Below are 25,103 nucleotides of genomic sequence, written 5' to 3' on the forward strand. Positions count from 1 at the left end.
CTTAAATCGCAAAGCGAATCTCCTTTATCTTCGACCGACTGCACAACGCTTCGCTCCACCGAGTTCTCCAGGTGCACCAAGTACTCCAGATCACCCGCAAGCGAATTGCGAATATTTCATCACAAAAATTGGATTTTCAATACAAAGTTAGATTTTCTCTGCGAAGTTTCTGCATTTTCGCTGGTTACAGGCGGCGCGCTCCACGAAGTTTACCCCCCGTTCACCCCCGCTTCCCCTCCCCCGTGCGCACCCACGTCACTACAAGCCCATCAGTTTCTTCAAAGCGCTCGAGGTGCTTGCCGACAATCTCCTCAGCCTGGTCGATATTCTCAGACGGCGCCTCCATGGCGAGCACCAGCACGTTGTCCCCGCACAACATGTCGCAGGTGCCCACCGGGACACCGTCGCGCGGTGGGAAAATGAGCTGGCCGCGGCCGGTATCCGGGTCGAAGGCAGTCTCGATTTTCCGGCCGAGGTGGCTGGCCAGTTGTTTCGCGTAGCGTGCGGGCCTTTCCGTGGCGACACGCGCCGTGGTTGTCACTAGATCAGACATGACCACACCTTACCCACCGCACGGCGCTATGCGGTGCACTAAGATTTCCATGTCTAACGCTCTCACCCTTACCTGAAAGGGGCACACCATGGCCGGTGGCCTACTCGCGCTGCTTGACGACGTCGCACTGATCGCCCGCACCGCCGCCTCATCCGCCGACGATGTCGCCGCAATGACCGCCAAGACCTCCGCCAAGGCCGCCGGAGTGGTGATCGACGACGCCGCAGTGACCCCGCAGTACGTGCGCGACGTCACCCCGGCGCGCGAGCTGCCGATGATCTGGCGCATTGCAAAGGGCTCCTTCCGCAACAAGCTGCTCTTTATCCTCCCGATCGCACTGCTGCTCAACGCCATCGCCCCGTGGGCGCTGGTGCCGATCCTCATGATCGGCGGCGCCTACCTCTGCTTCGAGGGCGCGGAGAAGATCCTGCACAAGTTCTTCTCCTCACACGACACCCACGAGAACGCCCAGGGCACCGAGAAGGACGAAAAGGACGAAGACGCCCTGGTCTCGGGTGCAATCCGCACGGACCTGATCCTCTCGGCCGAGATCATGATTATCGCCCTCGACGAGGTCAAGGACGAGCCGATCTGGATGGAGGCGGCGGTCCTCGCCTCAGTGGGCATCTTTATTACCCTCGCGGTCTACGGCGCGGTGGCCCTGCTGGTCAAGATCGACGACATCGGCCTCGGCATGATCCGCCGCGGCAATGCTGTGGGCTTCGGCCGCGCGCTGGTTAAGGCCATGCCGTACGTGCTCAGCGCGATCGGCATAATCGGCACGATCGCCATGCTGTGGGTCGGCGGCCACCTCATTATCCGCGGTCTCGACGAGGTGTTCGGCCTGCACTGGCTGCACGACATCATCGTCTCCGGCCAGGAAGCCGTCGGTGGCGGCGTCGCAGGCTGGTTCGTTGACACAGGCGTCTCCCTCATCGTCGGACTGATCACGGGTCTTCTCGTCGTCGGCGTCGTCACGCTGGTGAAGAAGATGCTGCCTGCCAAGCCGAGCCGATGAGTGACACGCGCGCGGCGGACTACTACGAGTTCATCCGCGTCGTCGGGGCGTACGAGAATAACCTCAAAAACGTCTCCCTCGACATTCCGAAACGGCGCCTGACCGTGTTCGCGGGCGTATCCGGCTCCGGCAAGTCCTCGCTGGTCTTCGACACCATCGCCGCCGAATCGCGCCGGCTGATCAACGAGACCTACTCCACATTTATCCAAGGCTTCATGCCGTCGATGGCGCGCCCCGACGTCGACCGCCTCGAGGGTCTGACCACGGCGATCATCGTAGATCAAAACCAGCTCGGTACGAACGCGCGCTCCACCGTCGGAACCGCGACCGACGCGACCGCCATGCTGCGCGTGCTGTTCTCCCGCATCGCGCAACCCAACGCGGGCGGCCCCGGCGCCTACTCCTTCAACGTCCCCTCCGTCAGCGCCGGGGGCGTGCTTACCGACGCCCGCGGCAACAAAAAGGTCCTCAAAGATTACAAGCGCACCGGCGGAATGTGCCCCGACTGCGAAGGCACGGGGCGTGCTTCGGTCCTGGACGTTGACGAGGTCGTCGACAAGCAGAAATCGCTCGATGAGGGCGCGGTGACGGTGCCCGGGTACAAGCCCGGGTCGTGGCAGCTGCGTCACTACTCGGACTCCGGCTTCTTCCCCACCGACCGGCCCGTCGGCGAGTTCACCGACGAGCAGCTGCACACTTTGTTGTACGCCGAGCCGCGCAAGGTGGACTTCCTGGGCATCAACACCACCTACGAGGGGTTGATACCGAAGCTGAGCAAGTCCCTGCTGACCAAGGAAATGGAGGGAATGCAAAAGGCGATGCGCGAGTTCGTCGAGCGCGCCGTCACCACCGCGCCGTGCCCCGCCTGCGGTGGCACGCGTCTTGCCGACCACGCACTTGAGTCGCGCATCCGCGGCAAGAACATCGCCGAGCTGTGCGCGATGGAAGTCGCCGACCTCGCCGCATGGTTCGCTCAGCTTGACGACGCCTCCGCGGCTCCGCTTACCTTCGCGATACGCGAAACGCTGGCCCACTTCGTCACCATCGGGCTCGGCTACATCACCCTCGACCGCCCGACGCCGACGCTGTCCGGCGGCGAGGCGCAGCGCATAAAAATGATCCGCCACCTCGGCTCCGCGCTAACGGATGTGACCTACGTCTTCGACGAGCCCACCGCCGGGCTGCACCCCGACGACATCGAGCGGATGAACACCTTGCTTCTGCAGCTGCGCGACAAGGGCAACACAGTGCTCGTGGTTGATCACAAGCCGCAAACTATCGAGATCGCCGACCACGTCGTCGAGCTGGGCCCCGGGGCGGGTGCCGCGGGTGGAGAGGTGGTGTTTGAGGGGGGCGTCGATACGCTCAAGCGCTCTGACACCATCACCGGTCGCCACCTGCACAAGCGCTACCGGCTCAAGCCGGACGCGGAGTGCCGGGCGGGCGACGGCACACTCGAGATCCGCGGCGCGAGCGAGAACAACCTGGTGGGTGTGGACACCAACATCCCGCGCGGGGCGCTGACCGTGATCACCGGCGTGGCGGGCTCCGGGAAGTCTTCGCTCGTGCGCGCGATCCCGCTTGATGATTCCGCCGTGTGGGTGGACCAGGCTTCGATTAGCGGCTCGCGCCGATCGAATCCCGCGACCTACACCGGCGCGCTGGACCCGATCCGCAAGGCGTTTGCCAAGCACAACGGGGTGAAACCCGCCCTATTTTCGCCGAATTCCGAAGGCGCCTGCTCCAACTGCAAGGGGGCCGGCGTCGTCTACGTCGACCTGGGCATGATGCAGGGCGTCGACATCACGTGCGACGTGTGCGAGGGCAAGCGCTTCGACGACGCCGTGCTCGTGCACACCTTCGGCGGGCTCAACATCGCCGAGGTGCTGGACATGCCCGCCGTGCGTGCCGCGGAGTTCTTCACCGAGAACAAGGTCCCGGCAGCCGCGCGCATCGCCGGCCACCTCGTCGACGTGGGCCTGGGCTACCTCACGCTCGGCCAGCCGCTGACCACCCTGTCCGGCGGCGAGCGCCAGCGCCTGAAACTCGCGAGCCATCTGTCGGACAAGGCGACGATGTTCGTTCTCGACGAGCCGACCACAGGGCTGCACGTCGCCGACTCGGCCGCGCTGGTTGACCTCTTCGACCGGCTTGTCGACGCCGGCGCGACCGTCATCGTCATCGAGCACAACCCCGCCGTGATTGCGCGCGCCGACTACATCATTGACCTCGGCCCGGGCGCGGGCTCCGCTGGCGGCCGCATCGTCGCCCACGGCACCCCGAGCGCTGTCGCCGCGAACCCCGACTCGCTTACCGGGGTGTACCTGCGAAGGTTCTCAAGCTAGCCAAATCCGAGGCCGAATAAGGGGTATCGTCGAAGGTGTAAACGTACTCGGTATGTAAGGAGAGATTAGTATGTCTCACGGCACTGGAGATCACGGCCCGAAGCCCTACGCAGTAGACATTGAGAAGGCCACGGTGGACAACGACGCCTTCCGTGACACCCTCTGGACCGGCGAGCACCTGCAGCTCACCGTTATGACCATTCCTGCGGGTGGCGAGATCGGCGCCGAGATCCACGACGACCACGATCAGTTTCTCCGTCTCGAAGCTGGCTCCCTGCGCGCCATGATCGGCACCAGCGAGGCCGAGCTTGAGCTCGATGAAGTTGTCCACGACGACTTCGCCATCTTCGTGCCGGCCGGCAAGTGGCACAACTTCGTCAACGAGGGCGACGAGCCCGCGAAGCTGTACTCTATTTACGCGGCTCCGGAGCACAAGCCGGGCACCTTCCATGCCACCAAGGCGGACGCGGACGCGGCTGAGCACTAATTACGTGAGCGGCCCGACTGTCTACCCCCTCGCGCCGTCGGCGTGGGGGGCCGCAGACGAAATTGACGTCGACCATCTCGTCCAGGCGTTGCTGTTTAGCGACATTGCGAGAACGGTCGGCACGACCTACCTCGAGGTTCAGCTTGAGCCGGACCCGATGACCCGCGGCTGGCGAGTGCGCGCGGGCGAGCACGTGATCGGTGCTATCGCTGCGGCTGTGCGCAGCCGCTTCCCCGCCATCGAACGCATCCACGCGTCTGGCTTCGTGCCGAGAACCATCGCAGGAGCCCGCTTTGACTCTGAGCGAGGCCGGTGCGATGTGCAGGTGTACCTGCCCCCGCCAGAGGTGTCCGTTCCGCGAAACAACTCCCCCGCGGGTGCCGTCGTGCTCGATCCCGGTGACATGGTCGTCGTCAACACAGCGACTGGCGAGTTCAGCGCCGCCGAGCTGGCTGCGCGCTCCCCCGGCCAATGGCTGGTTGGTCTGTCGATTGTCGGCGACGCCGTCGTGATCACCCTCGACGGGCGCGTACTGGGCACCGTCTCTGATGCCGACAACGCCGCATTAGCGTCGCTTATCGACGCCCCCACCTCCTACGCCCGCGCCCACATCATCGACGCGATGGTTGGCCTCGACGTTTCCGAACCGGCCACGGAGCCGGCCCCCGTACCAGCGTTAACTGTGCCGGCGCCGGAACCCGAGCGCGACTGGAACTTGGTCACGTTCCCCGACGGAACGTGGTCGGTGGTTGTGGAACGTGACGCTGCGATCGACCCGGAAGATATCGCTGCGCCGGCTCGTCGATCTCGCCCCGTGGCGGGTCCGGCTTCGATTGACTTCACGCCTACGACGAGCTTTCGGGCGTCGTCGGCCGCCTACCTCACGGAGGTGGAGAAGATGCGCATCCGCCGCGAGCAGCAAGACGCTTCCAAGGGTGGGCGGCACCGTCGGTAGTTCGGGTTTTGTTCGGGCGCGCTGAGGTATAGGTGCTAGACCTCAAGAAAACCCGCACCACCAACAAGCTCCCCAGCGCACCCCCCAGACCGGTATAGTCCCCAGCGTTCCCGAACCGAATTACCGAAGCGAGTCCCCGAAGTCCCATGCGCATCACCTCCCGCACCCTAGCCCTCGTCACCACCGCTGCTCTCAGCGCAACGACGCTTTTCAATCTCGCGTCATTCCCGGCGACTGCACAAAGTTCGCTGAGCTCAAGTGGCACGCGCCCGACCGCGCCTGATCTCAACCACACCGAGCCGGGCACCCCTGTGGTCATGCCCGGAGAGTTCATCGTGCAGATCATGGGTGACATTCTTGGCCCGGCATCTCTGACCTGGTGGGATTCCGCTCCGGCGACCTCGGCATCATGGCCCCGCTAGACAACGGCACCTTCGCGCTCATCTTCGGCGATTCCTTCCGCGAGACCGGCCTGCGCGGCGAGTGGATGAGCCCGGTGGGTGTGGTCGCGCAGCTAGTCAACGGGATCATCGAGATCATCCGCCCGCTCAACGCCGGCGATAAAGTCGAGCAGTTGCTGGACTACCCGCACGTCGACGGCCTCACGCTCATTCCCTCCGACATGATTAACATCGACGGAACGCTGTACATGCAGGGCATGTGGAACCGCGGCATCGGCAACGTGCTGCACACGGAAATTTGGAAGTCAACGGACAACGGGCGCACGTGGGCGAGCCTCGGCACAACGCCGACGACCTACCTCAGCGGCATGGGTGACTTGATTTCCTGGGAGCGCGGCCAGGACGGCTACATCTACGTGGTGTCGTCGTCATTCAAGCGCGACCACCCCGTCTACCTGTCGCGTTTCATGCTCGACAACATCGCCGACCGCTCGGCGTGGGAGGTATTCAACCCCGCAACGGGCTCGTGGTCGACAAGCGGCGCGCCGATCTTGAGCGGGGTCCAGGCCGGTGAGATGAACCTGCGCTTCATCGACGGCCACTGGGTGCTGGCAATGTTCAACGAGCAGACGCTGCAGATCGAGGTCCGCGTCTCCGACACGCTTGCCCAGAATTGGAACTCGGTGCCCGTGGCGGTGGTCGCGCGCCACGGCAGCTGGACCAACGAGCAAACACCGCTCAACTTCTCCCAGCCCTATGGCGCCTACATCGTGCCGGGCTCAACCCTGGCAAACATGGACATCGTGATCTCGCAGTGGAACACGTTCAACAACAGCCGCTACAACTCCACCCAGTTCAACGTCAAGGGCCTGGACACGTATTTTGGCGTCGATAAGCCCGCGATTCAGGCCCCTGAGGTCGTGAGCGTCGAGGAGCAGCCGGCCGCGGCCGTCGAGGAGCAGGTCCTCGAGGATGCTCTGCTCGAGCAAGCCACGAACTAGCCGCTTATCGACGCCCCCACCAACGCCAACCCGCACTTAGTGGTCGAGCACCGTGGCGACCCACCCGCTGGCCTCGTAGCTGTACTCGACGCGGGTGGCGTTGCGAGCGTCGACTGCCTGGAAGAATTCCAAGCGCACCGGTTCGACGCGCAGGATGTTGACGTGCTCGTCGGATGCGCCGTCGAGACGCGCGGCTCCGCGGACGCGCACCGCGCGGTTCATCGGCTGCCACCAGAAGTTCAGCGCCGCGACGGGGCTGTCGCTAAGTTGCTCCACTTTCGTGGAGTCCGCGCCGGTGCCGAAGCAGAAACCGTTGTCGCTGAGCTCCATGAGGTTCATCACGCGCGCGTCGGGCACGCCGTTTTCGTCAACCGTCGCCACCGTCGCGGCGCGCACGTCGTCACAGCCCGCGACGACTGCTGCTTCGAACCATTGGGCAAAAAGCTCGAAGGGGTCGTCGGGCAGGTTGGCGGTGTCGAAAGCGGGCGCGCTTCCGGTCAGTGACGACAGGCCCCGGAGGTAATCGGAATCAAGGTAGCTCATGGTTGCCAAGATACCCGCATGCGGATGCGGGAAGCTTAACCAATTGTTCAACAAGCCTGCACCTGCGGTCCACCTTGGAACCCTATGGTGATCATCGCATAACTTCCTGCATGTGCTTTGTGAAAGGACCTGTCCCCATGCGGTTTCGCTCCGTAACCACTTCCCTCGCCGCAGTGTCGGTCAGCGCCCTCGCGCTGGCCGGCCTGCCGCTCGCCTCGGCACAGACCGTCAGCGAGTTCACCGTCTCCAATATCACCGACTTCCACGGCCGCTGGGAGCAAAAGCTCGACGCGAAGGACCCGAACAAGTCGATCCCTGGCGCCGTGGCGCTCAAGTGCGCCGTCGACGAGGCTGCTGCGGGCCGCGCGCACGCGTTCACGTCCTCGGGCGACCTCATCGGTGCTTCCCCGTTTGCCTCAATGATTTTGGACGACCAGCCGACGATCGACATCATGAACCTCATGGGTCTCGACGTCTCGGCAGTGGGCAACCACGAGTTCGACAAGGGCGCGAAGGATTTTACAACGCGCGTCGTCCCTGAGGCTAACTGGACCTACCTCGCCGCCGGCGCCGACGGCCTCGACCGGTCGACGGGCGTGAAGGACTACGAGATCATGGACCTCGACGGCGTCAAGGTCGCCTTCATCGGCTCCGTTACCGACGACATGCCCAACCTGGTCAGCCCGGCCGGCATCGCAGGCATCACCTGGGAGAACCCGGTCAGCGCCATCAACATGCGCGCAAAGGCGCTGACTGACTCAGGCGAGGCCGATGTCGTCATCGCCCTGCCGCACGAGGGCAACATCGATCCCAGCGCGTGGTCGGACAACGTCGACGCTGTGTTCATGGGCCACACCCACCAGTACGTCGATCCGACCGGCGATTCCCCCCTCATCATTCAGGCCGCGCAGTACTCCCAGGGCCTGGCTAACGTGAACTTCACCTACGATCCCTCTACCGACACCCTCACGGTGGAAAAGGCCGAGCTGCTGCGTCCGGCGGACATCGTGGCCTGCGACACCCCGAACGCAGAGATCCAGGCCGTGATCGACGCCGCGAAGGCCGCGGCCGATGCCGCAGGAGCCGAGGTCATCGGCACCCTGAATAGCCCCCTGTACCGCGGTGCGAACGCCGGAGCCGATTCCGGTTCCAACCGCGGCGTCGAATCCCAGCTCAACAACCTGCTCGCCAACGTGGCCAAGTGGGGAGTCGCCAACAACAGCGAAGTCAATCCCGACATCGCTGTGATGAACGCAGGCGGCGTGCGCGCCGACCTCGAGGCCGGCGAGGTGACCTACGCCGATGCCTTCGCTGTCCAGCCCTTCGGCAACGAGATCACCTACACCACCCTCAAGGGCGCAGATTTCAAGGCCGCCCTGGAGCAGCAGTGGAAAGAGGCCGCTGAAGGATCCCGCCCCATGCTTTCCCTGGGTGTGTCCGACAACGTCTCCTACACCTACGACCCGACCCGTGCTCAGGGCGAGCGCATCACGAGCGTGCTTATCGATGGCCAGCCGCTCGACCCCGACAAGGATTACGTCGTCGCAGGCTCCACCTTCTTGCTCACCGGCGGTGACGGTTTCACCGCACTCGCCCAGGGAACCCCGTTGGCGCAGCTCGGCTACTTGGACATCCAGGCGTTCACTGAGTACTTGGACTCCTACCTCGGTGACGGCGACGCACCCGCCCCGCGTACCGGTCAGTCGAACGTCGGCGTCCACATCGACGCTCCGCTTGTCGCCGGCGAAGCCGCAACGATCGACCTGACCTCTTTGGTCTACACCTTGGGCGAGACAGCCAAGACGGTCACCATCGAGCTCGGGGACCTGAAGTACACCTCCGATATCGACTACGACTTCGGCCCCGCCAACTATAACGAGGCCGGTAAGGCGAGCCTGACCTTCGGCATCCCGAAGGAATTTGCCGGCAATTACAGCCTGCGCATCACCACCGACGCCGGCACTGACGTCACTGTGCCCGTTACCGTTGAAGGGGCCGCTGCGGAGACCCAAAACGGTGGTTCCTCCTTCGGCGCGCTGGCCGTGTTTGTCGCCATTATCGCCGGAATCGCGGCGGTTGTCGGTGGCTTCCTGCCGCAGATCCTCGATCTGCTGCGCAACGCAGTGCCTGGGCTGCAGATCTAGGGCCCAGTAATCCACCGGGCGTAGAGTAAGCGCCGTGCCCAACAAGACTTCTCCCTGGCCGGCGCTGTGGACCATGATGATCGGGTTCTTCATGATCCTGGTCGACTCCACCATCGTCTCGGTCGCGATCCCAGCGATCACCGACGCGTTCGGCGCCGGTTACAACCAGGTCATCTGGGTCAACAGCGCCTACCTTCTCGCGTATGCGGTACCGCTGTTGATCACAGGCCGCCTCGGTGATCGTTTCGGCCCCCGCAGGCTCTACATCGGGGGCCTCGCCCTATTCACGATCTCATCCTTCGCCTGCGCCCTAGCGGGCAGCATTGAAGCGCTCATCGTCGCGCGCGCTTTCCAGGGACTCGGTGGGGCTATCGCCACCCCCCAGACGATGAGTGTGATGATCCGCACGTTCTCCCCCCGCGAGCGCGGCGGCGCGATGGGCGTGTGGGGCGCGACCGCCGGCGTTGCCACGATCACCGGCCCGCTCGTGGGCGGCTTGCTTGTCGACGCCGCCGGTTGGCCGTGGATCTTCTTCGTCAACGTCCCCGTGGGCGTGGTCGGACTCGCCCTAGCGTGGCGCTTTGTCCCGGTGCTCGAGAACACGGCCCGCAGCCTCGACTGGACCGGGGTAATCATTAGCGCCGTGGGCATGTTCTGCCTCATCTTCGGCATTCAGGAAATCCAGCGCATCTCCTGGTCGTGGCTCCTCATCGCGGTCGGGCTCGCCCTCCTTGTAGGCTTCGCCGCCTGGCAAAAGCGCACGAAAAGCGACCCCCTCGTCCCGCCGGTGCTCTTCAACGACCGCAACTACGCGATTTCGATCCTCGCGATCTTTGCCGTCGGCGCTACCGTGGCCACCTACGCCATCCCGTGGATGATCCACGTCCAGCAGGGTGTCGGATACAGCCCAACCCAGGCCGCGCTCCTGGTGCTGCCCGCAGGGGTGATCTCCGGCGCGCTATCGCCGTACGTCGGCAAGCTCACCAACACGCTGCCGCCGAAGCCGTTCGCCATATCCGGGATGGCCCTGATCGGAATTTCTGTGGTGCTCATGGCGCTGCTCACCACCACAGAGACCGACCCGCGTTGGATGCTCGCCATCTCGGTAGTGACGGGCCTGGGCAACGCGATGATGTGGGGGCCGCTGTCGATGATTGCAACGCGCAACCTTGACCCGCAGCTCGCTGGTGCCGGTTCCTCGGTCTACAACACAATGCGCCAGGTGGGGGCCGTGATCGGGTCTGCCGCCGTCGCCGCGCTCATGGGCGCCCAGGTCGCTCGCCACGATTCCCTATCCGCAGCGATGGGCACCTCTTTGCTGCTGCCCGCGGCCGTCATTCTCCTCGGCGCGGTCATCGGCACTGCGTTCGCCCGCACCGAGTCGTGGTCGGGCCCGGAACCGCGCCCCTAAGCGGTAGCGGAGATGTGCCAGACCATGCCGTAGGCGTCCTCGCACTGCCCGTAGTAGTCGCCCCACGGGGCGCGCTCGAAGGGCATGGTCACGCGGCCGCCGTTGCCCGTCAGCGCCTCAATGATGCGGGTGCCATCCTCGACGCTGTCTGCTTCGTAGACGAAGGAGCAGTCCCCGCGGTTGAGCTTTCCGGAGTTGTCGGAGAGGTCATCGCCTCCGGTGAGGTTGAACGTTCCGGTGAGCTTGCCGTGTGCGACAGCTTCGCGCGGGGCCGGAAAGGGAAATTCGGCGCCGTTGTCGAGCTGCTCGCCGTAGGTGAGAACCTCGAGCTCACCGCCGAAGATGGAGTGATAGTAGGCGAACATCTCCGCGGCGTTGCCGTGGAAGGAAATGTAAGGGTAGGTCGCGGTCATGAACATGATCTTTGCATAATGGGGCCACCCGTGCGCGCGCTGACAACAATTTCCCAGAAAGCGAACCGCCTTTCCCTGATCCCCTGCGCCGATCCAACAAGCAAGCTTCAGGGCGCACTAGCCTGGTCACCATCCCGGCCCCCACGCCAACCAGCTCAGAAAGGCGGATGTCCCACAATGAGGATCACTGCGCCCGTTGATGCCACGACAATTGCGCGGCACCTGCGCCTATCGAGCTGTGGCACGTAAGCCGCGCGCGCCGAAGAAGCGCATCGCGGGCACCTACCGCATCGACACGGGCACAGCGCGCATCAGCGAGGATCCGCTGCGTGACGGCGGCTACACGCTCGAGGTCAATGACGTTCCTTCCTCCTACGTCGTGCTCGGCGCAGCCGAGGTGCTCGAGTACGACTACATGGAGTGGATCGCGGGGCTGATGCGTTACGACGCCCCGTTTACCAGCACCCACCTCGGCGGTGCCGCCTGCGTCCTGGCCTCGCACTTCCAGCAGCGCTGGGGAGGCAGCCATACCGCCGTGGAGGTCGACGCAGCCCTGGCCAAGCTGGTGCGCTGGGCTTTCGAACCCCGCGCCACGATTGTCGTCGCCGAGGCCCGCGCCTATACCCACGCGCTAGCCCCGGGTTCGCAGGACGTCATCGTTCGAGACGTCTTCTCCGGCCCGGCAACCCCTCGCCCGCTGACCACGGTGGAGTTCTTTCGGGCGGCCCGGGCCGCCCTCGCTCCCGGCGGCCTCTATGTCGCCAACCTCGGAGACCTGCCGGGGCTGCCGCACTCGAGCGCGGAGCTCGCCGGGATGTCCGAGGTGTTCGCGCACGTCGGGGTGGTGTCCACCCCGGACATGCTCTATGGGCGCGCGTACGGCAACATCGTCGTGGCCGGCGCGGACACCGAGCTGCCCGGCGAAAGGCGGGCCCGTGAGATCGCCCGTGGTGGTGCGGCCCGACGGGACTAGTTCGCGGGCGTCAATGTGACGTCGTCGACAACCGTGCCGTCAAACGAGTTGATGCTGCGCACGCGGAGCGTGTCCCCCTCGACCTCGACCGCTGCGTAGTCGGGGGTGTAATCTTGGTTCCACAGGGCGATCGTCGGCTGGTTCAACCCGGCCGCGCGGGACTGCTCGAGGGTCATCCCGGGGTACTCGTTTCCGTCGTTGCCCTCGAAGTCGTAGAACTTGCCGCCGCCGGCGGTGCTGAAGGTGAGGTAGAGCACCTCGCCGTCTTCCTTCTGCAACACGTCGCCCGGTGCCGCCAGTGCCTCCGGGACGCGGGGGGTGAGCCCGTTCATTAGGTGCGAGCGGTTGTACATGTGGTCGTGGCCGTTGAGGACAAGATCCACGCCGACCTCGCTGAAGACCGGGCTGAGGGTCTCGCGCATGCGCACGATGTCCGGATCCGTGTAGCGCCCGCCGTGGGAGTGGAAGGCGAAGTGGTTGAGCACGATAACCCAGTCCTTGTCGCCGCCGTGGGCCGCGACCGTGTCGCGCACGAACTGTGCCTGCTCGGCCAGGCCCGCGTCGTCCTTGCGGTTGGAGTTCAGCGCGATGAACAGGGCGTTGTTCTGCTCGAAGAAGTAGTTCGAGGTCTCCCCAAGCTCGTTCGGCAGGTTCCAGTGCTCCTTGAAGTGCCGGGTGCTAGCACCGCTCGGGTACGTCTCGTGGTTGCCCTCAATCGCCGCGAAGCGGTAGTTGCGCAGCTGCGGGGCCGAGAAGAACTCGTTGTACTGGCCGTAGCGGCCGATCAGGTCGCCCCAGCCCTCCACCTGGTCGCCCAGGCTGACAAACAGCGATGCATCGGGGTTGGCCGCTGCTGCGTTGCCCGCAGTCGTGCGCCACATCGCGCCCTGCTCGGCGACCTTGAGATTGACACCGATCTGGGCGTCGGTCACGGCGACGAACTTCCAGGAATCGTCGCCGTCGTCGATGGTGAAGCTCTCCGGCGCACTGAAGCCGCCGGCGTCGGAACCGATCTGGTAGGAGTACGTCTCCCCCGGGGTCAGGTCGGACACCTCGGCGAAGCGGGACAGGTACGCGATGGCGCCGTAATCGGCTTCGCGCCCTGCCACCTCGATGACCGCATCCGGGTTGGACACCGGGTGGATGCGCACAACCTCATCACCGGTGTAGGTGGAGCGCCAGGAGAAGTTGACGCTTTTCTCGTCCGCGCCGATGCCGGTGACGGCGCGGAAGATCGGGCCGGACACGGCGCCGGTGTCGGGGGCGGAGGAGCCCGGGGCTATGGAGGAGCCCGAGGGGCTCGAGCTCATCTGGGCGTTGGCAACGGGGGTCACGGTCAGGCTCAGCGCGACAGCAGCAGCGGTCAGGGTCTTGCGCATCATCAACAACCTTCAAGTCGGCGGAAATCTACCTGCCAATAACAGCACGCATTAGTAACCTTTTCATGTACTGCACGTTACTGTCTGGTTACTTCTCGCCAAGCGCGCGCTTCATTTTCACCACCGCCACCCGCCCCGCGCGGTTCGCCCCGACCGTCGACTGCGACGGCCCGAAACCTATCAGGTGCAGCATCGGCTCAGCAGCGACCTGCGTGCCGTCGACCGCCACTCCCCCTCGCTCGTTGACGACGCCGAGCCCAGCGAGATGGCTTAGCGACGGCCGGAAACCGGTTGCCCAGACAATCGCGTCACACGCGGTTTTTGACCCATCCGCCTCGATCACACCGTCCGGCGCGACACTGCGAAACATCTCCCGGCGCGTGAGCACACCGCGCTCGCGAGCGGCGATGACGTAAGGGGCATCCTTAGCTATGCCGGTGTACGACACCACGGAGTGCCCCGGCTCGCCGCGGGCGACGCTTTCGGCCACGCGCGCCTCCACGACGCGGCCGTCGAAACCTCGCGTGAACTGGGGCTGGCGCCGGGTATACCACCTGGTTTCGACGACCCGCGAGATTTCCTCGAGGTGCTGCAGGGCGGAAATTCCCGCACCGACCACGGCAACGCGCTTCGAGGCGAACTCCTCCGGACCGGCATAGTCTCGGGTGTGGATCTGGCGCCCCTGAAATTCGCCCTGACCAGGGTAATCAGCGCGCAGCGGGTTCTCCCAGGTACCGGTGGCGTTAATCACGCCGCGCGCGCGGATGCGCCCTGCGGTGGTGTCCACGAGGAACTCCTGGCCGCTTTTTCGCACGGTGAGCACGCGCACCGGCCGCGCGATGTTCAGGCCCATGCTGCGCTCGAAGTCAGCGAAGTACGCGGGCACCGCTGTCGAGGCTTTCTCCTTCGGGTCGAGGGTGGGGGCGTCGAAAAGCGGCAAGCCGAAGATGCCGTTGAGCCTGCTCACCGTGAGCGTGTCCCAGCGCTGCAGCCACGCGCCACCGGGGCTGGGCGAGGCGTCGACCGTGACGTGGTCGATGCCGCGGCGGGCCAGGTGAAAGGTAGCGGACAGGCCCGCCTGGCCGGCGCCGATGACGGCGACTGTGGTAGCCACCTCCCCGAAGTTTTCGCCTTTACGCATCGTCGAAGCGCAGGGAACCCAAAAAAGCGTTGAAATCGCCGACGAGCTCCCCCGCGTCGCGCGAGGCCGCGGACATGACCACGCACAAGACGCGATCCTCACCCTCGTCGCCTGCGACGGCGTAGAACGCCTGGTGCTGGGTAAGCTCAAGCTCCCCGAAAGAGGCGGCGACGCTGAAGCTCAGGGTCTGGCGCCCAGCGTCATCAGGACCGTCGGTGACGCGAAAGTTGTGGGATTTCTCGCGCGTCGCGTGCGCCGACTGCTCCATCACGGTGGACAACGCGGTGCCCGCCGCGACAGGAATCGTCGTGGCGCCGATGTTGGGGCGAAAGGTGTCGAACGCCCCGCGGCGGGCGACGATGAAGTCGTATCCGTCGGGGGTTTCGCCGATAAACCAGTCGTCGTTTGGCAGGTCGAAGCGATAGCGGGAAGTCACGCGGCCCATTTTAGAGCACGAGTTCCGCCCCGAGCCGCGGCTGATAAAACGCCGCTACCTCGACGGTCAGCGAGCGCAGGTGCGGATTCGTCACCTCCGCGAGCGCCTCAACGTAGGCGGGCACCATCGCTTTCGGCAGGCGCAGACCCATCGTCAGGTGCGGGATCCAGCGCGGGCCACGCCCGTCGGGGTTCATTGCGCTGAGGCGCCGAGCGGCGTCGTCAAGCGCATCGGGCGCCTCGAGGAGCCAGGCAACCGTCTGCTTTCTCTTCGTCCCGAAAATGACGGTCCCCGCCCGCTCAAGACGCGCGGGCAACAGCGGCGGCAGCGCTACCGCCGCCTCCCCGACGACCCTGGTCTGCATAATGTGCGCAAACGTCACCGTCACGTGCGGGCGTTGATGCTGCAGCGGGAAACCCCGGTGAGCTAACTCCGCGTAGATCTGCACAACCTGCTGCTCGTGCTCGCGGGCAAGGCGCAGCAGGATGTTCTCGGGCGAGGTGGACTGCACGTTTGACTACTGCAGCTCGGGAACGAACGGCGTCTGATCCTCCAGAGCGCGACGCACCATGTCGCGGTGGCCTTCACCGGTGCGCACCTCGAAGGTGACGTCGGTGCCCTCATTGGCCTGGAGCTTCTTCGCCGCGGCGCTGATCTGGCTAAAGGTGATGATCTCGTCGTCCTCACTGCTGAAGATGTAGATCGAGGTGGTCGGGTGCATGTTCGCCATGGAATTGGACGCGAAGTGCTCCAGCAAAGCCGTGAGCTTCGGCTCGTCGTTCAAAATCCCCTTGCCGGTGACCTTGTTTTCTTCCTTGAAGGTGGTCAGGCAGACGCGTGAGGCGTAGTCCATGACCTCTTTGCCCTTCTTGCTCAGGAAATCATCGGCTTTGATTCCCTTGTTGAAGTTCATCGCCCCCTTGATCGCGTAGGACGCGTAGGCGAGGTTCTTCTCGTCGATCGTGGCAACCATCGCCTTCGCCGCAACCCCGGGAACCTTGGTCGAGGGTACAAAAGTGTCGCCCGGCGCGATCGCCAGCGTCTTTTCCAAGCCCGTGGCGACATCGTCCGCCGAGGCAGCGGCGACGGCTGCAAACCCTCCCTGGCTCCACCCGGTGTTGTACCAGGAGTCGGCGAAGCCGTACTCTGCGCGGGTGGCACGAACCATCTCGTTGACCGACGAGGCCAGCGAGTGGCGGTCCATGTAGGTGCCCTTGCCGGAGGTGCCCAGGCCCTCATAATCCGGCTGGATCACGGCGAAGCCCTTGTCCAGCCACGCCTGCAGGTAGGAATCGACGACCAGGGTAAACGCCTCGTGGTCGGGGTGGGTGCCGATCGCAGTCGAGGACGCCGCCTCCTTGGTGATGCCCGTGGTGCCGTGGGCGTAGCTCAGCACGGGCCAGCCTCCTTCCGGCGCCTCCCCCTCGGGGAATGTCACGAGTCCGGTTACCTTGATCGGGCTGCCGTGCGCGTTGCGGGCGCCGTAGGTGACGAGCAGTGTCTTGGATCCGTTCGGCGCGGAGATGATCTTCTCTGTCTCGAGAACCGCGGAATCTAGCACCGTTCCCACAGCACTTTCGTCGATCACGAGCTCGGCTGCGGCCGCACTTCACGGCACCGACGCCTCCTTGCGCGCCTGCTTCACTTCTTGCTCCTTCTCGCGGTTCCCTTTCACCGCCGCATACCCGAGTACGGCAGCAGAAGCGATGGCGGCCGTCACAGCACATTTCCCGGAAAACATTTTCCATTCCTTTCGTTGAATCCTGGCGACATCCACGACACCCGTGACACCTCGGTGGGATCGCTTTTTTCGGATATCGACATCACCAACGTATCGCGAAAAAATGTGGGCTTCCTGGCAATTCTGCTTCTGTTTTCCTCGTTGCCGATGGTTTCCGGCTGCTAGCATGTCCCCCATGACTTTCACCGCGCGCGCCGCCGCACCGAACCAGATTGCTGAAATGTGGGAAAAGGTCTCGGCTTCTCCCGTCAAACGCGGGTTGTTTTCGGCCTTCTACGCACTCAAGGCACCGTACTTCCGGACGGTGCTGCCCCGTATCCAGGAGCTCGTCCCGGGCAGCCACTGCACGGTCCGCATTCCGAAGTGGTGGGGCGTGAATAACCACATCGGCACGTTCCATGCGATTGCCGCGCTCAACGGTGCCGAGGCCGCGATGGGTCTATTGGCGGAGGCCACCGTGCCGCCGACGCACCGCTGGATCCCCCGCGGCATGCACGCGGATTACCCGGCGAAGTCCACCGGGGGCCTGACCGTCACGGCTGCGGCACAGTGGCCCGACTTCTCCACAATCACCCGCGACAGTGGCGGGCAGTTGGTCACCGTCGCTTGTACGCTTGTCGATGACGCGGGCACGACAGCCGTCACCGCAGACATTGAGGTCTGGGTCAGCGAAAGGTCGTAGGGCTCATGAGGCGCACCGCTGCAGCCGCCGCCATCACCGCTTTCTGCGTTGTTCTCACCGGCTGCGCTGGCGCGACATCGCAGCGAGAGACGGTGACCATAACCACCTATGTGCCTCACCCCGACGATCTCGCCGACGGTGAGTCGAACGCAGCCGCGCCGGCCCCGGAACCCATCGGAGACGGAAACCTCAGCGCTCGAAGGACAGCATTATCCGGGATCTTGGATTCTCTCGGGCCGTACTCTGCGGACCCCAGCTCCCGCTTCGCGCCCGACGGGACGTACTCCTACGCCATCGTGGAAGCTAGCGGCGACAACGAGCCGGACATGGCGGTCAAGGTCAACGCCCCCGAGTTCAGCCGCGTGTACCTTGCTACCGCGCCGGCCGGTGAGACACCCGTGCTGGGCACCTCCTACCTCGTGCACGGCGCGGCCGGTGTGGGCGGGTCCCGTTCCTGGGTCTCCGCCTCAAACAGTGGCCAGGGCCTGTGGGAGACTGTCGGCCAATCCGTGCAGCCGATGAGCACCTCGAAGCTCTACGCCCCGGAGGGCAAAACACTCGTCCCCACGGGCAGGGAGATAACGACCCGGGGCCTTGGGGAAGATCAGTACGAGATCCAGTGGATCGACTCCACCGACCGCTCCGGCCTCGCCTCGCTCGGTGTCGCGCCGGCGCAGCCGCCCGCTGCCGCGGTGTCCCCCGCGACCCCGGCGGGTACCCAGTTCGCGGGAACGGTGCTCGCGCTTTCTACTGCAGAAGTCATGAACGGCGAGCCAGCTCCGAACGGCGAGTCGGCTTCGAACATCTACTACGTCCTGCAGCTGGACGCGCCCACCCCGATCACCGCGATGCAACCTGGCGGGGACACGGATACTCGAACGAAAGATCAGCTCTCCCTCGGAGAGCACAGCAAGTACCAAGATGACTCCGCACAGTGGGGACCGCTCGTGGGCAAGCGGGTGACCCTCACCGTTGACCCGGAGACGATGTGGTGGCAATCCGATCCATCGCTGCCCATCGGCCCGCCCCGAGCCAGGGAACCGCTCGCCATCGAGGTGCAGTAACGCTAGCGCTCGGGCGCGACGAGGATGTTCGCCGACACGGATCTCCGTCGGGCCCAAGGTGGCTGCACGGGCGTGGAGCGCCGTCGTTTGTCGAAACCAGCGAGGCCGCAGTTAGAGTTGGCTGGTCCGCAGCCGCCAGACCGATCCAGGACATCCGATGACGAATCCCCCGCTTACTACGGTGACCACCGATGACCGCGTCCGCTACCGCGGGCAGGCGTCGATACGCGAAGCTGTGCGCAATCCGCGCACGCTGCTGCGCGAGGCGCTTGCCGGGCTGGTAGTCGCGCTCGCGCTGATTCCCGAAGCGATCTCCTTTTCCATCATCGCCGGAGTGGACCCGAAGGTTGGCCTGTATTCGTCGGTGATCATGGCCATCACCATCGCGGTTGTCGGCGGGCGGCCCGCGATGATTTCGGCGGCGACCGGGGCGGTTGCGCTCGTCGTCGCGCCGGTGGCGCGCGAGTACGGCATGGATTACTTGGTCGCCACCGTTTTGCTCGGTGGCCTTTTCCAAATCGTGCTTGCCGCGCTGGGTGTGGCTAAGTTGATGCGTTTCATTCCGCGCAGTGTGATGGTCGGATTCGTCAACTCGCTGGCGATTTTGATCTTCAGCGCCCAGCTGCCGCAGCTTATCGACGTCCCCCTCGCCGTCTACCCGCTCGTCGCCCTTGGCTTGGCCATCCTCGTGCTGTTGCCGCGCGTGACCACGGCCATTCCCGCGCCGCTGGTGTCCATCGCCGTCGTCACGGCGATTGTGCTGGTGTTTTCCATTGCCGTGCCCGCCGTCGGAGACCAGGGGGAGCTCCCGCGCAGCTTGCCGGAGCTGTTCATCCCGTCCTTACCACTGACACTAGAGACACTGCGGATCATCGCCCCTTACGCCCTCGGCCTCGCGCTCGTCGGACTCATGGAATCGCTGATGACGGCCAAGCTTGTCGACGACATCACCGACACGCATTCCGACAAGACCCGCGAGTCGTGGGGGCAGGGCGTGGCCAACATCGCCTCCGGCCTGTTTGGCGGCATGGGCGGTTGCGCCATGATCGGCCAGACCATGATCAACGTGAAGGTCTCCGGGGCGCGCACGCGGATCTCGACGTTGCTCGCGGGTGTCTTCCTGCTCATCCTCATCGTTGCGCTCAGCGATGTGGTCGCGACAATTCCGATGGCGGCTCTCGTCGCCGTGATGATCATGGTGTCCGTGGGCACGTTCGACTGGCACTCGGTCTCACCCGCAACGCTGCGCCGGATGCCGCGCAGCGAGACGGCCGTGATGATCGTCACCGTGGCGGTTGTCGTGGCAACGCACAACCTCGCCATCGGCGTGATCGTCGGCGTTCTCACAGCATCCGTGATGTTCGTCCGGCGGGTGTCCCACCTCTTTTCAGTCCGCCGTGAATCCGACGCTGAAACCGCCCGCTACTACGTCGACGGGCAGTTGCTCTTCGCCTCGAGCAACGACTTGACCACCGCGTTCGACTACTCTTCGGACCCGGAGCACGTGGTCATCGATCGCGCCGGCTCCCACATCTGGGACGCCTCCACCGTCGCGGCGCTCGATGCGATTGAAGCGAAGTACGAGCGCTACGGCAAGACGGTGGAGATCACGGGCATGAACGAGTTCACGAACGCGTTCCACGCCCGGCTCACCCACGAGCTGGGCGGGCAGTCTTAGCGCGAGGAGCTCAGCAGCGGGCGGGAATCCAGCGGGACGTTGACCGCGCCGTTCGGGGTCATGTAGACCACGCAGCCGGTCAGAGTCTGGAAATCACCGGCGAGGCCCCACTCGCCCGCGCAGTGGGTCGGCTCGGTGCCAGAAACCTTGACGGTGCTGTTCGGGCCGGCAACCGCCAGCGCCAAGCCCGGGTTCACGCCCCACGCCTCGGCGTGAGAGCCCGGGCCGACGGCGATGGCCGCGGGGCCGGAGAAGTTCGTGGCGTTGGCGACCGCGTGGCCGCCGTCGACAGACACACCCAACGCAATCGCGTTGGCCGCTGTAGCGGCCGCGTTGCCGTTAGCTGCAATCTGCTCCAGAAGTGCACCGGCGAACTGGACGTTGCCCAGGGTGGGTTGCGGCAGCGGGGAGGGTGCGGGGGCTGCCGCCGCGCTGCTGATGCCGAGTGCTGCCGCGCCGGCAGCAACGGCGAGGGAGATGGATGCGCGTCGTGCAAAGGACGTGATGTTCATTGATGAAATCCTTGTGGTCAAGTGGTGTCTCGCCCCGAAGCCGAAGTGATGCCACGGGAGCCTTGCAGTGTGTGTTCGGCGCCAACGCTAGAACGGATACCCGAGCGTTGCAGTTTCCCCCCATGCGGGGCCAGCACGGTGATGGGGAGTTTTATGCTTGCTCGAACGATGAGCAGGAGGAATTTGAATTGACAGAGGCACCGCTGCACGTGACGCGTGACGTTGCCGACGAGATGCTCACGCGCTGCGCCGCTGGCGACCGCGCCGCGTTCGCCGAGCTCTACGACCTGTATTCCGCGCGCGTGTACGGCATCGCGTTGCGTGTGGTCAGGGATCCGGCGCTGGCGGATGATGTCGCCCACGACGCGTGGCTCAGTGTGTGGGACCGCGCCGCGTCTTTCGACCCGGCCCGCGGTTCCGCGGCCGGCTGGGTCATGTCCGTCGCACATCGTCGAGCCGTCGACACGGTGCGCCGCATCGAGGCGGCACGCGCGCGAGCGTCTCGACGCCCAACGCACCCCGGCGCAATCGCACCCCAGCGGCGAGGACATCGCCGCGTTGAACGAGGCCCGACGCACCGTGCGCGACTGCATGGAGGCCATCTCGGAGCGTCAGAAAGAGGCGCTGTCACTGGCGTACTTCGAGGGTTTTACCCAGGCTGAGACCGCCTCTACGCTGGGGATTGAGACAAGTGCCGTCAAATCCAGGATCCGCAAAGCTCTCGCCGGCCTGAGGAGGTGTCTGGGCAATGAACAGTTCTAACTCCGCACCCGCGGATGTCGAGGGAATCGCCGCGCTGGTGGCAACCTCGGCGCTTAGCGAGGATGAGGCGCGTTCGCGCTGGCCCGAGGCGACGAGGTCGCCGCAGTTCGACCGCTGGCTCGCGATCCACCGCAATACCCTGGCCGCCGTGTCCGCGCCAGAGGCCATCCCAGCACCCGCTGGGTTGCGCAAGCGGCTTCTCCGCGAAGTGGCCCAACGCTCCCATGAGCCGCGCAGCACGCGCGCGCCGTGGTTCTTCGGCGCAGCCGCGGCCGCGGCAATAGTGGTTGGCGCGGGTGCGTGGGTTGCGTTCAACCCGACCCAGGAGCAGGCCGAAGTGTACGCCGCTGACGTGGCCGATGGGACGCTAACAATCTCGCTTGAACCAGGCGGAGACGTCGCCCGCCTCGAACTCGACAACGTGCCGCCTCCCCCAGAGGGCACCGTTTACCAGATGTGGGTTAACACCTCCGATGTCGCCCGCTCACTGGGCTCCATGGACCCCACTGACGTCACCGACCACACCCAGGTCGAGGTGGCAGGCTTCCGGGACGCCTCGGAGTTCATGATCACTGCCGAAGCAGGCGGCGCCGCCGCGGCCCCCTCCGAGCCGCTGGTTCTGGTTCCGTTGGACTAGATGGCGCAGGTTTCGCAGGCGTCCGCGCCGATCACACCGGCGCGCTGGAGGCGTCGATAAGCCCAGCAGCCCGCGCAAAAACCGAGGAAGGCTTCTGCGGAGGCCGCGATGACCAGCAGCGCGAGAGTGACCTGCAGGCCGCTGAAGGCCCCGAAGAGAGCGAAAACCAGCGCCGTCAGGGAGAAGGCGAGCCCAATGCACTGGGCGAACTGCTTCGGCGCGCCCGAGACGACGTGCGTTGTGCCGAAGACGGCGTCGGCGAGGTAGCGCACGGAAAATTGCCCGAACAGCGAGTACTTCGGACCCGCGTAGACGCGCAGGGCGAAGCCGGCCGCCAGCAACGCGCTCAGCGCCACTGTAATGGAGCTCGGCGCAATGAAGGAGGCGGCGATCGTGGCCAGGGCGAGGGCCACGACGAGCATCGCGGTTGTGCGGGCGGCGTACTCGTTGACGCGTTCTGGGAACTGTCCAAACAACATGCCGCAAGAATAGACCAGTTGGTTCCATTTTGTAAACCGCTCGGTCTACTTAGTGGGGTCAATCGAACTCGTTTTCCATTTTGTCTACCTTACTAGATTGGCAAAAACGTTCATGCGGTGAAATTGGAAGCTGTCTAATTTCGTGCATTGTTTGCGCCCGCTTTGACCCATAACGTTGCCCAAGGCCCCGCACCTTCCGCCGAATAGACCGCACTTTCTCCGTGTAAATCCGCGCGGGGGGCGTCTCGATCACGTGCTCGAAGGCACTTTAACAGTTGTCATTTTCTACTACCCCGGAGCTCACTTCATGCTGACCTTTTTGGCCGCCACCGGCGTCTCTGCCGCCCTCGCCATGGAGGGTTTTCGTCGCCGCGGAATCCGCTATACCGCAACCCTGGACACTCTCGATGTCAATATTCACGTCAACGGGATCCGCGGCAAATCCACCGTGGCCCGCATGATCGGCGGAGTATTGCGCTCACAAGGATTCATCACCATCGCCAAACCCACGGGAACCTACGCCTGCGTCAACGACCACGAAGGCACCGAGCACGCGATCAAGCGCGTCGGCCCGCCCAACATCAACGAGCAGTACGACATCCTCAAACAATGGCTAGCCAAGGGCGCGAACGCCGCGGTGTTTGAATGCATGGCCGTCAAGCCGAAATACCAAGCTTTGTGCCAGGACGTGATCCTGCGCTCCCCGATCTGCATCATCACCAACGTCCGCCTCGACCACCAGGAGGACATGGGCGACACGGTGGAGGACATCGCGGCGTCACTGTGCTCCACCGTGCCGGTTGACGGCACCGTCATCACGGGAGAGCGCAACCCCAAAGTCGTCGACATCCTGCGCGAAAAGTGTCAGGCGCGCGGCGCGACGCTGATCGTCGCTGAAGAGTCCGAAACCTCGCGCGCGCTTATCAACAAATTCGACTACCAGCAGTTCGAGGAAAACGTTGCCATCGCGCTCGCTGTCGCGGAGCTGCTGGGCATCGACTCCGATACAGCCTGCCGCGGCATGCTCTCTGCCGCCCCCGACCCCGGCACGACCCGCGTCACCCGCATATCCGACTCTCACCAGCCGGACCTTTTCTGGGTGCCCATGTTCGCCACCAACGACTGGGAATCGACCGTCCGCGTCTTCGAGGACGTCCAGCAGGGCCTGCCCGAGGGGTGCCGCAACGTCATCGCACTGAACAACCGCGCCGACCGCACCGACCACGTCGCCGTGGTCTTTTGAACCCGCGCTAGCCGTTGCCTCGTCGTTGGATGCGTCCTGTAAGTGTGAGCCCTTTTCAGCGGTAAACCTCTCGGCGGTGCCCGACCCTGAGCACGAGTACCACCAGTTCTTCGTGGTGGATGTCGTACACGACTCGGTAGTCTCCGACGCGAATTCGGAACTCACCGCTACCTCCCTTCAGCTGGATGCTCCCAGGAGGACAGGGATCGCTTGCGAGCGACTCGATTGCATCCAGCAAGCGGCGTGCCGTCGACCTGTCGAGCTTCCGGATCGCCTTCGCTGCTGAAGGGACATAAGTGATTGTGTACGACATCTAGCAGGTTCAAAGACCGAGCTCGCGCACGAGTTCTTCGTGCGAGACGCGCCCCTTCTCGTTGCGCGCTTCAGCAGCGGCGCAGATATCAGCCTGATCCTCCAGTGCGCGTACCGCACGGTCGTAGAATTCCGGCGACACGACAACCGCGCGGCGGCCCGCGCCACGCGACGTGATCTCAACGGGTTCGCGCTGAGCTGCGGCAATGTAGTCGCTCTGCTGGCGACGGAACTGGGACAAAGTCACGGAAGTCATGACACCATCGTACAACTTGTACAAGTTGCACACAATTGGCGCGCAAGGTCACAACCAGCCGTTACACGTTGAACTTGAACTCCACCACGTTCCAGTCCAGAGCAACCTCTGGATCGACAGGTGGCGCGTCCGCTGCGGTCGCTCTGCAGCTGCGGGGGCAGGAGCACAAACCGCCTTCAAGCTCTACCCCGTGACTGCCAGCTGGTGGCCCCCACTTGAGACACGCGCCTATCGGACGGTCCTGAAGCATTCATGTCAACCTTAGTACTCTAGAGCTATGTTTCGAATGCCGTCCTGGCGCGGTGGACGATGGGCTACCGAGGGCCATCCGCTCAGCGCAACCACGCCTGTCAGCTCGCCTGAGCCAAACCCAGATCACGCATGGAAGACACTCGCCTTGGTGAACGAGTGGATTCGCCACTCAGATGCGAAGGCCAGCGTGACGCTTGCCTTCACCGGGGTGATGGCAACGACGACATTCAACGGACCTGACCCCTTGTTGGTGGACATAGGCTAGCCCCGGTTGACAGCCGGAGG

At 64.6% G+C, this 25,103-nt stretch carries 29 protein-coding genes and 1 pseudogene; 17 read left to right on the plus strand and 13 right to left on the minus strand.

Annotated elements, in window-relative coordinates:
- Positions 1-220 precede the first annotated feature (220 nt).
- A complete protein-coding gene (locus HMPREF0298_RS08395; RefSeq protein ID WP_006840727.1) occupies positions 221-553 on the minus strand; it encodes a DUF2218 domain-containing protein in 333 nt (110 codons plus the stop codon).
- Between the two features lie 88 nt (positions 554-641).
- Here HMPREF0298_RS08395 and HMPREF0298_RS08400 point away from each other — a divergent pair, with 88 nt between their 5' ends.
- The 6 genes from HMPREF0298_RS08400 (at position 642) to HMPREF0298_RS08420 (ending at position 6,760) form a co-directional block, all read left to right on the plus strand.
- The gene (locus tag HMPREF0298_RS08400; RefSeq protein WP_006840728.1) at positions 642-1,571 is read left to right on the plus strand and encodes a DUF808 domain-containing protein; all 930 of its coding nucleotides are present in this window, start codon (positions 642-644) and stop codon (positions 1,569-1,571) included.
- Entirely contained in the window at positions 1,568-3,916 is a 2,349-nt protein-coding gene (locus tag HMPREF0298_RS08405) for an ATP-binding cassette domain-containing protein (protein WP_006840729.1), read from the plus strand. Before HMPREF0298_RS08400 ends, HMPREF0298_RS08405 begins: the two co-directional genes overlap by 4 nt.
- A 70-nt stretch (positions 3,917-3,986) precedes the next feature.
- Complete coding sequence (locus tag HMPREF0298_RS08410) at positions 3,987-4,403, plus strand: cupin domain-containing protein (RefSeq protein ID WP_006840730.1); 417 nt, start codon at positions 3,987-3,989, stop codon at positions 4,401-4,403.
- A gap of 4 nt (positions 4,404-4,407) precedes the next feature.
- A complete protein-coding gene (locus tag HMPREF0298_RS08415; protein ID WP_006840731.1) occupies positions 4,408-5,358 on the plus strand; it encodes an arginine repressor in 951 nt (316 codons plus the stop codon).
- Positions 5,359-5,504: 146 nt separating this feature from the next.
- A complete protein-coding gene (locus tag HMPREF0298_RS12730; protein ID WP_006840732.1) occupies positions 5,505-5,780 on the plus strand; it encodes a hypothetical protein in 276 nt (91 codons plus the stop codon).
- The gene (locus tag HMPREF0298_RS08420) at positions 5,738-6,760 is read left to right on the plus strand and encodes a DUF4185 domain-containing protein (protein ID WP_245527477.1); all 1,023 of its coding nucleotides are present in this window, start codon (positions 5,738-5,740) and stop codon (positions 6,758-6,760) included. The genes HMPREF0298_RS12730 and HMPREF0298_RS08420 overlap by 43 nt, the downstream gene beginning before the upstream one ends.
- Positions 6,761-6,796: 36 nt before the next feature.
- Here HMPREF0298_RS08420 and HMPREF0298_RS08425 read toward each other — a convergent pair whose 3' ends face one another.
- A complete protein-coding gene (locus tag HMPREF0298_RS08425; protein WP_040422958.1) occupies positions 6,797-7,303 on the minus strand; it encodes a pyridoxamine 5'-phosphate oxidase family protein in 507 nt (168 codons plus the stop codon).
- A 137-nt stretch (positions 7,304-7,440) separates the two neighbouring features.
- On the opposite strand from HMPREF0298_RS08425, the gene HMPREF0298_RS08430 reads away from it, so the two are divergent.
- Together HMPREF0298_RS08430 and HMPREF0298_RS08435 are read left to right on the plus strand one after the other, a co-directional pair.
- The gene (locus HMPREF0298_RS08430) at positions 7,441-9,447 is read left to right on the plus strand and encodes a bifunctional metallophosphatase/5'-nucleotidase (protein ID WP_006840735.1); all 2,007 of its coding nucleotides are present in this window, start codon (positions 7,441-7,443) and stop codon (positions 9,445-9,447) included.
- Positions 9,448-9,520: 73 nt separating this feature from the next.
- Positions 9,521-10,858, plus strand: a complete 1,338-nt coding sequence (locus tag HMPREF0298_RS08435; protein WP_006840736.1) for a DHA2 family efflux MFS transporter permease subunit — start codon at positions 9,521-9,523, stop codon at positions 10,856-10,858.
- On the opposite strand, the gene HMPREF0298_RS08440 is transcribed toward HMPREF0298_RS08435, so the two are convergent.
- Complete coding sequence (locus tag HMPREF0298_RS08440) at positions 10,855-11,271, minus strand: VOC family protein (RefSeq protein ID WP_211205434.1); 417 nt, start codon at positions 11,269-11,271, stop codon at positions 10,855-10,857. The two genes, HMPREF0298_RS08435 and HMPREF0298_RS08440, sit on opposite strands and share 4 nt — an antisense overlap.
- Positions 11,272-11,509: 238 nt before the next feature.
- Here HMPREF0298_RS08440 and HMPREF0298_RS08445 point away from each other — a divergent pair, with 238 nt between their 5' ends.
- Positions 11,510-12,244, plus strand: a complete 735-nt coding sequence (locus HMPREF0298_RS08445) for a spermidine synthase (RefSeq protein ID WP_006840738.1) — start codon at positions 11,510-11,512, stop codon at positions 12,242-12,244.
- On the opposite strand, the gene HMPREF0298_RS08450 is transcribed toward HMPREF0298_RS08445, so the two are convergent.
- The 6 genes from HMPREF0298_RS08450 to HMPREF0298_RS12255 all read right to left on the minus strand — a co-directional run bounded on the left by HMPREF0298_RS08450 (position 12,241) and on the right by HMPREF0298_RS12255 (position 16,977).
- A complete protein-coding gene (locus HMPREF0298_RS08450) occupies positions 12,241-13,623 on the minus strand; it encodes a purple acid phosphatase family protein (protein WP_186366119.1) in 1,383 nt (460 codons plus the stop codon). The two genes, HMPREF0298_RS08445 and HMPREF0298_RS08450, sit on opposite strands and share 4 nt — an antisense overlap.
- Before the next feature lie 88 nt (positions 13,624-13,711).
- On the minus strand, positions 13,712-14,737 hold the full coding sequence (locus tag HMPREF0298_RS08455) for a flavin-containing monooxygenase (protein WP_040422985.1): 1,026 nt from the start codon (positions 14,735-14,737) through the stop codon (positions 13,712-13,714).
- Between the two features lie 19 nt (positions 14,738-14,756).
- Entirely contained in the window at positions 14,757-15,200 is a 444-nt protein-coding gene (locus HMPREF0298_RS08460; protein WP_144741848.1) for a hypothetical protein, read from the minus strand.
- A gap of 10 nt (positions 15,201-15,210) precedes the next feature.
- Positions 15,211-15,711 (minus strand): hypothetical protein, encoded by a 501-nt coding sequence (locus tag HMPREF0298_RS08465; RefSeq protein ID WP_006840742.1) that lies wholly within the window; start codon positions 15,709-15,711, stop codon positions 15,211-15,213.
- Between the two features lie 6 nt (positions 15,712-15,717).
- Positions 15,718-16,770, minus strand: a complete 1,053-nt coding sequence (locus HMPREF0298_RS11635) for a lipase family protein (protein WP_169304975.1) — start codon at positions 16,768-16,770, stop codon at positions 15,718-15,720.
- A 39-nt stretch (positions 16,771-16,809) separates the two neighbouring features.
- Positions 16,810-16,977: a hypothetical protein gene (locus HMPREF0298_RS12255; RefSeq protein WP_157464444.1), complete on the minus strand. Its 168-nt coding sequence runs from the start codon at positions 16,975-16,977 to the stop codon at positions 16,810-16,812.
- Positions 16,978-17,116: 139 nt separating this feature from the next.
- Between HMPREF0298_RS12255 and HMPREF0298_RS08475 the strand changes: the two genes are divergently transcribed.
- The 3 genes from HMPREF0298_RS08475 (at position 17,117) to HMPREF0298_RS08485 (ending at position 20,365) form a co-directional block, all read left to right on the plus strand.
- Positions 17,117-17,623 (plus strand): hotdog fold domain-containing protein, encoded by a 507-nt coding sequence (locus HMPREF0298_RS08475; protein ID WP_006840746.1) that lies wholly within the window; start codon positions 17,117-17,119, stop codon positions 17,621-17,623.
- A gap of 5 nt (positions 17,624-17,628) precedes the next feature.
- Positions 17,629-18,687 (plus strand): hypothetical protein, encoded by a 1,059-nt coding sequence (locus tag HMPREF0298_RS08480; protein WP_006840747.1) that lies wholly within the window; start codon positions 17,629-17,631, stop codon positions 18,685-18,687.
- Between the two features lie 157 nt (positions 18,688-18,844).
- On the plus strand, positions 18,845-20,365 hold the full coding sequence (locus HMPREF0298_RS08485; protein ID WP_006840748.1) for a SulP family inorganic anion transporter: 1,521 nt from the start codon (positions 18,845-18,847) through the stop codon (positions 20,363-20,365).
- Here the strand turns inward: HMPREF0298_RS08485 and HMPREF0298_RS11640 are convergent.
- A complete protein-coding gene (locus HMPREF0298_RS11640) occupies positions 20,362-20,877 on the minus strand; it encodes a hypothetical protein (RefSeq protein WP_006840749.1) in 516 nt (171 codons plus the stop codon). The two genes, HMPREF0298_RS08485 and HMPREF0298_RS11640, sit on opposite strands and share 4 nt — an antisense overlap.
- A gap of 233 nt (positions 20,878-21,110) precedes the next feature.
- On the opposite strand from HMPREF0298_RS11640, the pseudogene HMPREF0298_RS12965 reads away from it, so the two are divergent.
- The 3 genes and pseudogenes from HMPREF0298_RS12965 to HMPREF0298_RS08500 form a co-directional block, all read left to right on the plus strand.
- A pseudogene (locus tag HMPREF0298_RS12965) lies at positions 21,111-21,341 on the plus strand (sigma factor); the annotation flags it as partial.
- Positions 21,229-21,639 (plus strand): RNA polymerase sigma factor, encoded by a 411-nt coding sequence (locus HMPREF0298_RS12465; RefSeq protein ID WP_425358144.1) that lies wholly within the window; start codon positions 21,229-21,231, stop codon positions 21,637-21,639. The pseudogene HMPREF0298_RS12965 and the gene HMPREF0298_RS12465, both read left to right, overlap by 113 nt.
- The gene (locus tag HMPREF0298_RS08500) at positions 21,626-22,276 is read left to right on the plus strand and encodes an anti-sigma factor (RefSeq protein ID WP_006840751.1); all 651 of its coding nucleotides are present in this window, start codon (positions 21,626-21,628) and stop codon (positions 22,274-22,276) included. Before HMPREF0298_RS12465 ends, HMPREF0298_RS08500 begins: the two co-directional genes overlap by 14 nt.
- On the opposite strand, the gene HMPREF0298_RS08505 is transcribed toward HMPREF0298_RS08500, so the two are convergent.
- A complete protein-coding gene (locus tag HMPREF0298_RS08505) occupies positions 22,273-22,755 on the minus strand; it encodes a DUF4395 domain-containing protein (RefSeq protein ID WP_006840752.1) in 483 nt (160 codons plus the stop codon). The genes HMPREF0298_RS08500 and HMPREF0298_RS08505 overlap by 4 nt on opposite strands.
- 253 nt (positions 22,756-23,008) lie before the next feature.
- Here HMPREF0298_RS08505 and pgsB point away from each other — a divergent pair, with 253 nt between their 5' ends.
- Positions 23,009-23,998: a poly-gamma-glutamate synthase PgsB gene (pgsB, locus tag HMPREF0298_RS08510; protein WP_006840753.1), complete on the plus strand. Its 990-nt coding sequence runs from the start codon at positions 23,009-23,011 to the stop codon at positions 23,996-23,998.
- Positions 23,999-24,053: 55 nt separating this feature from the next.
- Here the strand turns inward: pgsB and HMPREF0298_RS08515 are convergent, their stop codons facing one another.
- Both HMPREF0298_RS08515 and HMPREF0298_RS08520 read right to left on the minus strand, forming a co-directional pair.
- The gene (locus HMPREF0298_RS08515; protein ID WP_006840754.1) at positions 24,054-24,311 is read right to left on the minus strand and encodes a type II toxin-antitoxin system RelE family toxin; all 258 of its coding nucleotides are present in this window, start codon (positions 24,309-24,311) and stop codon (positions 24,054-24,056) included.
- A 9-nt stretch (positions 24,312-24,320) separates the two neighbouring features.
- Positions 24,321-24,566, minus strand: a complete 246-nt coding sequence (locus tag HMPREF0298_RS08520) for a type II toxin-antitoxin system Phd/YefM family antitoxin (RefSeq protein ID WP_040422990.1) — start codon at positions 24,564-24,566, stop codon at positions 24,321-24,323.
- Between the two features lie 286 nt (positions 24,567-24,852).
- Here HMPREF0298_RS08520 and HMPREF0298_RS12990 point away from each other — a divergent pair, with 286 nt between their 5' ends.
- Positions 24,853-25,083: a Pycsar system effector family protein gene (locus HMPREF0298_RS12990; RefSeq protein ID WP_483459005.1), complete on the plus strand. Its 231-nt coding sequence runs from the start codon at positions 24,853-24,855 to the stop codon at positions 25,081-25,083.
- The last annotated feature ends 20 nt before the right edge of the window (positions 25,084-25,103 follow it).

The sequence above is a fragment of the Corynebacterium lipophiloflavum DSM 44291 genome (genome assembly GCF_000159635.1).
Taxonomy (GTDB): Bacteria; Actinomycetota; Actinomycetes; order Mycobacteriales; family Mycobacteriaceae; genus Corynebacterium; species Corynebacterium lipophiloflavum.